Source organism: Limnothrix sp. HT2024, from assembly GCF_059138625.1.
Genome location: NZ_CM181121.1, coordinates 1,102,284 through 1,115,344, shown reverse-complemented (window position 1 = coordinate 1,115,344; position 13,061 = coordinate 1,102,284). Strand labels below are relative to the sequence as shown.

Annotated in this window: 2 protein-coding genes; both read right to left on the bottom strand. The window is 43.5% G+C overall.

Annotated features, from left to right (window positions below):
- Positions 1-128: 128 nt before the first annotated feature.
- The gene (locus tag AC2IAX_RS04490; RefSeq protein WP_494389520.1) at positions 129-6,386 is read right to left on the bottom strand and encodes an AAA family ATPase; all 6,258 of its coding nucleotides are present in this window, start codon (positions 6,384-6,386) and stop codon (positions 129-131) included.
- 151 nt (positions 6,387-6,537) lie between these two features.
- A complete protein-coding gene (locus tag AC2IAX_RS04485) occupies positions 6,538-12,753 on the bottom strand; it encodes an ATP-binding sensor histidine kinase (RefSeq protein ID WP_494389519.1) in 6,216 nt (2,071 codons plus the stop codon).
- Between the last annotated feature and the right edge of the window lie 308 nt (positions 12,754-13,061).

Genomic DNA, 13,061 nt, shown 5'->3' with positions numbered 1-13,061 from the left:
TTAAGAAGAAAACCTACTTTTCAGTATAAGTCTCCCTTCGGGTGATACGACAACCTAGCAGTGCCTTATATGACATGGCATACGAATGTAATTTCTTGATGCAACAGCTTAGTATTGCGTAATAGACTTTATGACTTAATCGGTAGTTGAATCCGAAATTCAGCGCCTTGTCCTGGCTCCGACTCAACGATCAGGCTGCCGCTGTGTTTATCGACGACGATTTGTTGGGCGATCGCGAGACCCAATCCTGTGCCTTTGCCTACGGATTTTGTGGTGAACAAGTGGTCAAAGATCCTGGATTGTACCTCTGCATTCATCCCTTTGCCGTTATCTCGAATAGCAATTTGTACCCGATCGTCAACTAGCGTTGTGCTGATCGTGATCTGTTGAGGATTTGCTTCTAATTCCTTGAACGATCGCCCCTGGGCCGTCTCATCAAACATATCGATCGCATTAGCCAGGATATTCATAAACACCTGATTAAGCTGTCCCGGGAAGCAATCGATCAGTGGTATTTCGCCATAGTTGGTAATCACCTCGATCGCGGGTCGGTTCGCATTTGCCTTGAGCCGATATTTCAAGATTAATAGAGTGCTATCAATCCCTTCATGCAGATTCGCGCTGACCTTATATTCCGTATCCGCACGGGAGAAAGTCCGCAAACTGGTACTAATCGATTTAATGCGATCGGTTGCCCCTTGCATGGAATTCAAGAGTTGGGGCAAATCTTCGCAGACATATTCCAAATCAATATCTTCAGCGTGATCTTGGATCGGAGAGGTAGGACTAGGATAATACTGTTGATATAGAGCTAAATGTTCAAGCAAGTCCTGTACGTGCTCTTTGCCATTATTGATGCTGCCATTCAGAAAGCCGATCGGGTTGTTAATTTCATGGGCAACCCCTGCCACTAGGTTTCCTAGCGATGCCATCTTCTCGCTCTGCACCATTTGTAACTGAGCATTTTTTAGCTCTTGCAACGTACGTTCTAGATCTTCAGACTTTTGTTGAATTACAGCTTCAGCCAAAATTCGATCGCTAACATCTTGAATCATTGAAAAGATGCCAATAGCCTTTCCTTTAGCATCCACCAAAGGTGTATTAATCCATTCACACGTGATGATCGTTCCATCTTTCCGAATGTTCTGATTTAAACTATGGAACCCACCCCGTTGTTCTAGCAGTGCTGTCATGACTTCAGCCACAAGGGGTCTATCCGGTTCTGGAACGATCTGAGTTGCGTGGTGATCTAACATTTCTTCTGCAAGATAACCAAATATTCTTTCAGCGGATGGATTCCAACTTGCCACCTTAAATTGGTCATTCCATTCAATAATGCCAATAGGTGTTTGTTGAATAAGAAATGTCAGCCTCTCTTGAAAGTCCCTCAGCGAAGCCTCTGTCGCTTCGCGCTCCTGTGATGCAGCTTTTTGTTCACTGATATCCAACAAAAGCCCATCCCAAACTAACGTTCCATCTGCCAGTTTTTTAATTCGTGATTCTCCATGAATCCACTTAACTGTTCCAGAAGGGGTAATAATCCTCCCTTCCCACCGCCAAGGCTTTAAGGCTTGAGCTGAATCAGCAATCGTTTGACGATACAGCTCAACATCTTCTGGGTGTGTCATGTTCATGAGAATGCGTACGTCGGCGATCGCTCGTTCAGCCGTAACCTCATACAGGTCGTAACAAGCGTTGCTGATATACGGCATTGATACTGAGCCATCGGTTTTCATGAGGAACTGATACACCACCCCCGGAACGTTATCCACTAGATGATGAAAGCGGGATTGGGTATTGTCCAACTCATGGAGAGATTGCTCTAGCTGTTGACTGTATTTCTGAGACTGTTGATAAAGTCGCGCATTTTCCAGAGAAATTGCCGCTTGGGTGCAAAGGAAGTTAAGCACTGCAATGCGATCGCTCGTAAATACGCCGCTAGTGGAGTGATTTTCCAAATGCAAAATGGCTCGTAGTTTTCCTTGATTGAGAATCGGCAGACATAGAACACTCTTCGGCTGATGCTGCTTCAGGTAATCACCAATCACTGGAAGATCAGTTTTGAGATCATCAACCATCACCGTCGTCGCAGTATTCTTTACGTATTGAATAAGCTTCACAGGAACTGTTAGATTATTGTCTAGCGGTGCAGAGTGCAAAGTTACTCGCTCTAGGTCTGCTATTACCCGCACCTGCCATTGATTCTCTTCGCAGAGCATCAAAGCACATCGGTCTGCTCCAGAGTTCTCAAGCATCGTTTGAGCTAGCGTTTGTAGGAGTTCATCCAGGGCGATCGTGCTAGCAAAGGTTTGAGCAATTTGCAACAGAGTAGACAGATCTAGAGTCTGGTTAATGTTGCTGGAGGAATGTGTGCGAGGCGTGGAATGAATTGAATAAGCAGGAGTAGCAAGACTTGAGAAGGTGTCTAAGATAGTCAAGCGCTGGCTGGTTGCTTGCAAAACGGGTTGCAATAATTGAGGATAGCGTTCTTCTAAATCTATAACTTTAGCTTTTGCGCCCCAGCGAGAATAGCAATAATAGGCTTCTTGCATATGGATCGCAGCAATTTTGTCCTTACCCCAACCAAGATAGAACTTAGCAGCAAGTTCATTGGCGAGAGCTTCTTCTTGGAGGTATCTATTTTCCTTAGCTCCGATAATGGCAAGATCGTAATATTCTATTGCTTTATAGGATTCGCCCAATATTCGACGATATTCAGCCTCCATTAAATAAAATTTATGCTGATAGTTACTGGGAGCATGAACTGCCCACTGCTGCATACTCATTTTCCTCTTGTCTAGTGTTTGCAACATACTAGATTGATCAGAACTATCCAAGTCAAAGTAAGATGCAACCTTGGCTAGATAATCATAAAATGTAAATATCGATAGCGCGATATTGCCTGTAACAGTATCTAGATACTTTTCTGCATGTTGCAAAGCTTCTTGTGATTCAGCAATATACCCCATCAAGAAAAATAAGCTACCGTGATTTAGGAGTGCATGAAATAATCCGTGAAAGTCTTGTTGTTGACCGAGATGTTCCAAAGTATTAGCCCGATCAGATTGGGCATCTGAAGTATTAGCATGTTTTTCCTGTAGTAATGACAGAATCGACTCCAAGTAAAATTGAGTCCAATTCATGGCCGAGTCTTGGTTCAAGCTTCTCAATATTTCAATACCATCAGCCAACTGTTGCTTGAGTGAACTTAAATTGATTCCAGAAAAATAAGAGCAAAATGAATAATGAAACATTGCGTACCCGGAGAACTCAAGTTCACCTTGCTCAATTCCCCACTGGTGTACGTTCTTCAGCAATGCAACTACATCATCAATATGATCTCTCCAAACATTAATGAATACACTGACACAAAACATGGTTCTAACTTGAATCTTACGATCATTAAATTGCTCAGCTAAGATTGTTGCAAGATGCCCAAATTGATATCCATTTTCTATTTTATTTTTGTCACAAAGCAAGAGTCCATAGCAAGCATAGCCAAATGATGAAAAAGCAGTATTTCCATAGTCCAAAGATAAATCAATTAACTTAAAGACCATTATCTGAAATAATGGTGCGTTAATTTGATAAATTGTAGGAACAGCGCATTGAAGAATTTGAACCACAGCCAACCATTTCTTGTCTGTCATTCTTGGCAGTTGACTGAGAGCTTCAATCGAGTTATTCACCAGACGAAATATCTTAGTCTGTAGCTCTGTGAAGCTTTGGTCTACTGCTTCTGGGCTAGGTTTTTCTGGACAGTTAACTTTTAACTTTCCAAGCACTTGTAACGCAAGGTTGACAACTTCTTGCTGCTTGGTTTGGGCAGTATATGCTTGAATTTTTGTCTGATAAGCATCAATTTGGTCTAGTACACTGGTAGTCTGATCTAGTAGAATAGATAACCACTGTTCCATCAATATAAAATCCCCCGAAAGGTAAGCCGTTTCTCCGGCGAGGTTATATAAATCAAGAGCCAGGTTATATTGAGAAATCCAAATATTTGGAGGCAGTAGAGAAATAGAAATTTTGAGATAGCCAAGTGCTGCATCATAGGCGATGGAGTTCTTTGCTTTCCGGCCGGCCAGAATATCCAAGCGAATGAGGTTCATCCTATCTGGTTCACTGGCCAAGATCAGATCCAGAGCCTGATTCCAGTGATTCACAATATCGAAAATGCTATACTCCAATGCCTCAACGCTTGTGCTTTCTAATAGCAATCGACCAATGCTTAAATGAGTTGACTGTTTTTGATCCCTGGGAATCAAAGAATAAGCCGCTTGCTGAACCCGATCGTGCAGAAACCGATAGGCTGGATTGGCATGATTTTGAGATTCAAGCTGCTCAACTTCCTCAGATTGAAAAAATTTGTAAATCTGCGTAATTGGGACGATCAAGCCTTCCTGCAAAGCTCTCCACAGGCAAGTGGCCGCTTCCGTTTGAGATTGCTCTGCCACGATCGCCAAAGTTTGCAAATCAAACTGTGCACCAATACAGGCCGCTAATTTCAAGATCTCCTGCGTTGCTGTCGGCAGCTTCTGCAACTGCAACGCCATAAATTCCACCACATCATCCGTGAGCGCCAGGGCATTGACCTGGGCAATATCGCATTGCCAATAGCCTTGGTCACGGTCAAAGACGATGTACCCATCTTCGTGAAGAGCCTTCAGAAATTGGGTCGTAAAGAAAGGATTTCCTTGGGTTTTACGATCGACCAGTTGAGTCAGTGGTTTCGATAACGCTTGGCTGCATTTCAAAGCATCCGCCACCAAGCAATTGGTATGCTCCAGGCTCAGCGGCAACAAAGTAATCGTATCAACGGTCAAGTTTGCTTTTTCCAACTCCCCGATCGTCAGCATCAGGGGATGAACCGGTGAAACCTCATTATCTCGATAAGCACCCAACATCAGCAGATAACCACTGCTTTCCATGAGTACTTTCAGCAATTGCAGCGAAGCAGAATCCGACCACTGCAAGTCATCTAGAAAAATGACTAACGGATGGTTGATGGTCGTAAAAACCTGAATAAACTTCTGAAATAGCAAGTTAAATCGATTCTGGGCTGCGGTTCCTGAAAGCTCCGGAGCTGCGGGCTGCTGACCAATGACCTGCTCTAGCTCTGGAATCACCTCAATTAAGACCTGGCCATTTTCGCCAACAGCCTTGAGAATTTGAGCCTTCCACTCTGCTAGCTGACCATCAGATTCTGAGAGCAGTTGCCCCATCAGATCCCGCAAAGCTTGCACGAACGCCGAAAGAGGAATGTTGCGATTGAATTGGTCAAACTTCCCCTTAATGAAATAGCCCTTTTGCTGAGTGATTGGTTTATGAACTTCATTCACAACAGCCGTTTTACCAATTCCCGAAAAGCCCGCCACCAGCATCAGCTCTGATGCCCCTTGGGAGACTCGCTCAAAGGAATTGAGCAAGATCTGTACTTCACCCTCACGACCGTAGAGCTTTTCAGGGATTAAGAAGCGATCGCTCAGATCTCGCTGTCCCAACTCAAACTCAGTAACTGTGCCTGTTGCTTCCCATTGGCTTAAGCATTGCTGCAAATCATGCTGCAGACCCAGAGCACTTTGATATCGATCCTCAGCATTTTTAGCCATCAGCTTTGCCACGATCGACCCTACGATCTTGGGCACTGATGGATTCACCTGATCCACGGGTTGTGCTGTTTTGGCAATATGGCAATGCAGAATTTCTAGGGGATCGTTAGCAATGAAAGGCAATTGACAAGCTAATAGCTGGTATAGCGTCACACCCAAGGCATAGTAATCAGCTCGATAGTCAATGCCCCGATTCATGCGCCCGGTTTGTTCAGGAGCCAGGTAAGCTAAAGTTCCCTCTAAGATGTTTGGATTCTGAATCTCTTGAGTTTCTTTAGGCAACAAAGAAGCAATGCTGAAATCGATTAATTTAATCTCCTGCGATTCAGGATTAATTAGAATATTGGCAGGTTTAATATCTTTATGAATAACACGCTGCTGATGTAGATCGTGCAAAATAGTGGTCAGTTGCAGAGCAATCTTGAGCACTTCGACCCAATTGAGTGTGTGCTGCTGTAGGTATTGATTGAGAGACAATCCTCCCCAATCTTCCATCACAAGCACATAGCCATTCCCCAAGGACTGAAGATTTAGGGGATGGATAATACCGGGTAAATTGAGGTTTTTGGCGATCGCGTATTGATTCCGAAACTGCACCAGTTCGCCAAAGGTGGGATAGTCCGACAGCAGGATTTTCAACACCACCGATCGCTGATCCGCATCCTGGATAGCTCGGTAGACAGCCGTTCGCGATCCCCAATAAAGTTGCTCCGTGATTGTGTAGCCAGCAATTGCAGGCAATGGCCGGGATGAAGAGCTGGTGAGGAGGGACATGAGTGTGGTTAAGAAGAAAACCTACTTTTCAGTATAAGGCTCCCTCCCATTGATGCGGCAACTTCAGAGTGCTCAATATCACACTAAATGCAAGATTGGTTTATATGCTTTATATTTTGTATCGATAAAAATTCCCCTGCTTCAAAAAAGTCTATGACTTAATTGGCAATTGAATCCGGAATTCAGCACCTTGTCCTGGCTCCGACTCAACGGTCAGACTGCCGCTGTGTTTATCGACGACGATTTGTTGGGCGATTGCGAGACCCAATCCTGTGCCTTTTCCTACGGACTTTGTGGTGAACAAATGGTCAAAGATTCTTGATTGCACTTCTGCACTCATCCCTTTCCCATTATCCCGAATAGCAATTTGTACCTGATCGTCAACCAGCGTTGTACTAATGGTGATCTGTTGAGGATTTGCTTCTAATTCCTTGAACGATCGCCCCTGGGCCAGCTCATCAAACATATCGATCGCATTAGCCAGGATATTCATAAACACCTGATTAAGCTGTCCCGGGAAGCAATCGATCAGGGGTATTTCACCATAGTTAGTAATCACCTCGATCGCGGGTCGGTTGGCATTTGCCTTGAGCCGATATTTCAAGATTAATAGAGTGCTATCAATCCCTTCATGCAGGTTGGCGCTGACTTTATATTCCGTATCGGCACGGGAGAAAGTTCGCAAGCTGGTACTAATCGATTTAATTCGATCGGTTGCCCCTTGCATGGAATTCAAGAGTTGAGGCAAATCTTCGCAGACATATTCCAAATCAATATCGTCAGCATGATCTTGGATCGGGGAAGTAGGACTAGGATAATGCTGCTGATATAGAGCTAAATGTTCAAGCAAGTCCTGTACGTGCTCTTTGCCGTTATTGATGCTGCCATTCAGAAAGCCGATCGGGTTGTTAATTTCATGGGCAACCCCTGCCACTAGGTTTCCTAGCGATGCCATCTTCTCGCTCTGCACCATCTGTAACTGAGCACTTTGTAGCTCTTGTAATGTATTTTCTAAGTCCTGGGACTTTTGCTGAATAATAGCTTCTGCGGCCTTGCGATCGCTGATATCTTCAACACTTGACCAAATGAACTGCTCACCATGTCGCTCCACAAGAATCCCAGAGAGTCGAACCGGAACGAGATGCCCATCCTTGTGAATATATTCCTTTTCATAGGGGCCATAGCGTCCAGTTGCTTGGATGCGTTGCATCTGTAGTTGCTCCTGATCGGCATAAGATGCTGGCGTAATTTCAAAGTAAGTTAGTGTATAAAGCTCATCAGTTGTTCGTCCTACAATCTGGGCATAAGCAGGATTGCAATAGAGCAGTTGCCCATTCATTCTGCACAGTGCCAACCCAATGGATGCTTGGTCAAAAAGCGTGCGGTGATAAGCCTCACTCTCAATCAATGCAGCTTCAGCTTCCTTGCGATTGCTGATATCTAACAAGAGGCCATCCCACACCAACGCACCATCCGCAAGTTTTTCGATTCTTGCTTCTCCATGAATCCATTTAACTTTTCCGGATGGTGTGATAATGCGCCCTTCCCAGTGCCAAGGAGTTAAGGTGTGAACCGAGTCGGCAATTGACTGACGATGTGATTCAGTATCCTCTGGATGCGTCATATTCATAAGAATTTGCACATCAGCGATCGCCTGTTCAGCCGTAACTTCATACAGGTCGTAACAAGCGTTACTGATATAGAGCATTGACACTGAGCCATTAGTTTTCATGAGAAACTGATACACCACCCCTGGAACGTTATCCACTAGATGATGGAATCGAGATTGAGTAGTGTCTAATTCATGAAGAGATTGCTCTAGTTGTTGGCTATATTCTTGAGATTTTTGATAGAGTCGCGCATTTTCCAATGAAATGGCAGCTTGAGTACAGAGAAAATTAAGAACAACAACGCGATCTCTCGTGAATATGCCACTAACAGAGTGGTTCTCTAGATACAAAATGGCACACAAATTACCCTGATTGAGAATGGGTAAGCACAGGACGCTCTTAGGTTGATGCTGGAGTAGATAATCACCAATGACTGGCAAGTCAGTCTTGAGATCATCAACAACAACCGTTGTTGCAGTATTTTTGACGTACTGAATTAAATTACTGGGAACACTAGAGTAATCATTGAGAGGGATAGACGGCAGTACCACGCCCTCTAGATCGGCCATAACCCGCACTTGCCATTGCTCACCCTCGCCAAGAATTAAGACACACCGATCAGCCCCAGAATTTTCCATCATGGTCTGGGTCAAGACCTGTAGCAACTCATTTAGGTCAATTGTGCTTGCAAAAGTCTGAGAAATTTGCAATAGAGCAGCAAGATCTAAAGTTTGGTTAATGCTACCAATAAAGCTTCTATGAGAAGTGGAGTCTAATGAGTGGGTAGAATTTACAATTGTCGTGAGAGTTTCCAGAACGGTGAGGGGTTGATGGGCAGGTTGTACGATGGGTTGCAGTAGTTGAGGGTAACGTTGTTCTAAGTCAGCAACTTTAGCTATAGCTCCCCACCTCTGATAAGCATAGTAGGCTTCGTTTAAATGCAGGTTAGCAAAAGCCTCCTTACCTCGTCGCTGCCAAAACTTAGCAGCTTTCTCATGGATAATTGCTTCATGATGAATAAATCCATGCTGATGAGCAGAAGCGATCGCTTGATCGTATAACTCTATTGCTTCTGAATCTCGGTTTGAAATCTGCGCCATTTCTGCCTGAATAGCCCAACTAAGATGAGCAAAATTTTCAGCACAGCTTACTGCCCAGTCCTGAATTTGCTTCAGCTTTAATTGCAGTTCTTTTCTGATTTTTTTCTGTTCACTAGGTGTGGTATACAAATATTTTTCAGTCAAAACTAAGCAACTATAAAAATAAAAAGTTGGCACCATAATTGTTGCTCTTCTATTTAAAATTAGAGCCTCAGCTTGGCACATTTTCTGGTAAGCATTTTCTCGATCTTCAAATAGATAAAATTTAATCAACTGCAAAATATAGTGAGTGCATAGACCGGCAAATAGCTTTGATGCTTCGCAATACTGAATAAAATCTTCTTCAAGAAAATTACGATTTTGATAAAAGATAGTTGTTTCTGGTTTACCATATAAATCCATGGTAAAAAATCGGAAAGCCGCTGTAATTGTTTCTGTATATTGATTCTCAAACTTCTTTAAATCAGCTTGAACGATTTTAATCTCTGTTAAAATCTCGGCAACTGTATTTCCAGCAAAAAGAATATTGGCTAAATATTCAGCTTGGTTATATCCGGCATAGGTCAAATCTCCCTTGCCGCCTAGCTGCTTAATTTCACCAGAGTCCTGAACATGGTTTACCCAAATCGTCAAAAAAGAACTGATGATGTGACAACTACGACAAATCTGAACAGCATCGTTATATTGCTGACTGAGTTTTAGAGCAACATTGCCGAACTCATAGGCTTCTTGATATTTATCAGTTTCAGAGACCAAAATCATGCCATAACAAGCAAAACCTACAAATCCTTCTGGGTGCAAGCCATGCTTCATTGAAAATAGCACCATCATGACATTGACCCAAGGAAAAAGTTCTTGGCGTGCCAGGTAAGTTGTAGGAATTAGTTCGCCAAATAGCTTCATGGACAGTTTCTTGACAGGATCTGTCATTCTGGGCAAATCTACTAAGGAAGCGATCGACCTATTTACTAACAAGTCCTCGATTTCGGACATCCTTCTTTGAATAATTGACTTTGGATTTCCCAAGGGAACTTTAATACCTAATAAATTGGCAGCTTGATAACCAGAGTTTAAGGCTTGTGGGTAGTTGCCACTGAGAGTGTGAAGTACCATTTGACGAATGTAGATGTCTGCCTTTTCTAAGGAAGTTTTTGCCTTTTCTAGAGTCTGATTAATCCAAAAATGGGATTCTTCAAAGTTGCCATTTAGGAATTCAATATCTGCTCTTTCACGATACACATCCATGGCGAGGTTGAATTCTTCACTCCAAAGACAATCATTCATCAACTTCATGCCACTTAGCATATATTTTAAGGCTGATTCATAAGCCAAGGCTGCTTTTGCTTTCAGAGTTGCTTGTAAATTAAGGCGAACTAACTCGATCTGTTCTTCTAATTGATCAACTAAATCAATTCCTAAATTTAAATGCCCAACAACTTCAAATAACCGTTCAGCAATCACTTCGGGTGAACTATTTTGTAAGATGAGGCGGCCAATTTTCAAATGTACTGCTTGCTGGTTTTCGGTAGGAATTAAAGCATATGCAGCTTGTTGAATGCGATCATGTAAAAACTGATAGGGAACATTAACTGATTCAGGGATAGTCGGCATCTCCGACCCATCCTGAAAAAACCGATAGCCTTTATTCAGCGGCAAAATCAACCCCTCCTGTAATGCTTCCCATAACGCCACTGATACCTCTACCTCCGTTTGCTCAGATATGATTGCTAGAGTCGCTAAATCGAATTTAGCCCCAATACATGCTGCCAACTTCAGTACTTCCTGAGTGGCTTGGGGTAACTTCTGCAACTGTAGTGTCATAAACTCCACCACGTCCTCTGGCAGCGTCAAGGTCATTGTCGCTGTCCCATCCCAGAGCCAACATCTTTTTTGGCGATCAAACCGAATCAACTTATCTTCATAAAGCGACTTGAGCAACTGTGTACTAAAAAATGGATTCCCCTTAGCTGTATTCATCACTAACTTAGTTAATGACATTGCTAACTCTGTTGAGCAACTCAACGTATCTGCTACCAGATGATTAATTGAGCTAAGTGACAAAGGCATCAAATTGATTCGATTAATAGGTACTTGCAATTTCTTAAGCTTCGCCAAGGTCAATATAAACGGATGAATTGGGCTTACTTCATTATCTCGATAAGCCCCTAGAAATAATAAATACCTGGTTTCTGTATCCCCTAGCAGCAATTGCATCAAGTTCAACGAGGCTGCATCTGCCCACTGCAAATCATCAATAAATACAACCAAAGGATGGTCTTGAGTTGTAAAAACCCTAAAGAATTTCTGAAACAATGAATTAAATCGATTTTGCGCTGCCATTCCCGATAGCTCTGGTGCTGGAGGTTGGGAACCCAAAATTAAAACCAACTCTGGAATTACTTCGATCATGACCTGGGCATTGTCTCCCAATGCCCCCAGAATCTTGGCTTTCCAAGCCTCTAATTGAGTATCAGATTCGGAGAGTAACTGCCCCATTAAATCTCGAAAAGCTTGCACAAAAGCACTAAAAGGAATATTTCGCTGAAACTGGTCAAACTTTCCTTTAATGAAATAACCCCGCTGTTTGACAATCGGCTTATGCACTTCATTAATTACTGCCGTTTTGCCAATGCCAGAGAACCCTGCTACTAGCATGAGTTCTGTATTCCCCTGACTGACTCTTTCAAAAGCATTTAGTAAGGTTTCTACCTCTGCCTGCCGGCCGTAGAGCTTTTCCGGAATCAGGAAGCGATCGCTCAGATCCCGTTGTCCCAACTCAAATGCTGCAATGGTTCCTGTTGCTTCCCACTGGCTTAAGCATTGCTGTAAATCATGCTGGAGACCCAAGGCACTCTGATATCGATCCTCAGCGTTTTTAGCCATCAGTTTTGCCACGATCTCCCCCACCATCTCAGGTACTGACGGATTTACCTGATCCACGGGCTGTGCTGTTTTGGCAATATGGCAATGCAACAACTCCAAGGGATCGTCAGACTCAAAAGGCAATTGACCCGTTAATAGCTGGTATAGGGTCACGCCCAAGGCATAAAAATCAGCTCGATAGTCAATGCCACGATTCATGCGCCCGGTTTGCTCGGGAGCCAGGTAGGCTAAAGTTCCCTCTAAAATGTTTGGATTCTGAATCTCTTGAGTTTCTTTAGGCAACAAAGAAGCAATGCTGAAGTCAATTAACTTAATTTCTTGTGATTCAGGATTAATTAGAATATTGGCAGGTTTAATATCTTTATGAATAACGCGCTGCTGATGCAAATCGTGCAGAACGGTGGTCAGTTGCAGGGCGATTTTGAGCACTTCGACCCAACTGAGCGTGTGCTGCTGTAGGTATTGATTGAGAGACAGTCCTCCCCAATCTTCCATTACGAGCAGATAGCCATTCCCCAAGGACTGAAGATTTAGGGGATGGATAATTCCTGGTAAATTGAGGTTTTTGGCGATCGCGTATTGATTCCGAAATTGCACCAATTCGCCAAAGGTGGGATAGTCCGACAGCAGGATTTTCAACACCACCGATCGCTGATCCGAATCCTGGACAGCTCGGTAGACAGCCGTTCGCGATCCCAAATACAGTTGCTCGGTGATTGTGTAACCCGGGATATTGGGTATCGACTGTTCAGCTACTCGAGTTGTGGTGGTCATAAGTGATGCCAGGAGATCGGCTCAATTCATTCAGGAACACATTCAAGGCGCACGAAAGTTCCCCAGCACTCGGCGCTGCCAGGGTATTGATGCAATGTTTTAGAGCACTTAAGAGATCACTCAGCGATCACTCAGCAATGTGGCTCTATAAATTTTGCGTAAAATCAGGAAAATCTCGGGAATGGCAAAAAAGTGCTGCGTAGAAATCTTCCCAACACTCAGCACTGACAAGGCACTGATCCAAGGTCATGGGGTACCAAGGAGATCACCCAGCAGTATAGCGCTACAAATTTTGCGTAAAATCGGGA

Bases quoted from the DNA above. Each gene is read 5' to 3' on its own strand.
- AC2IAX_RS04490 (WP_494389520.1), bottom strand. From the start codon at position 6,386: ATGTCCCTCCTCACCAGCTCTTCATCCCGGCCATTGCCTGCAATTGCT.
- AC2IAX_RS04485 (WP_494389519.1), bottom strand. From the start codon at position 12,753: ATGACCACCACAACTCGAGTAGCTGAACAGTCGATACCCAATATCCCG.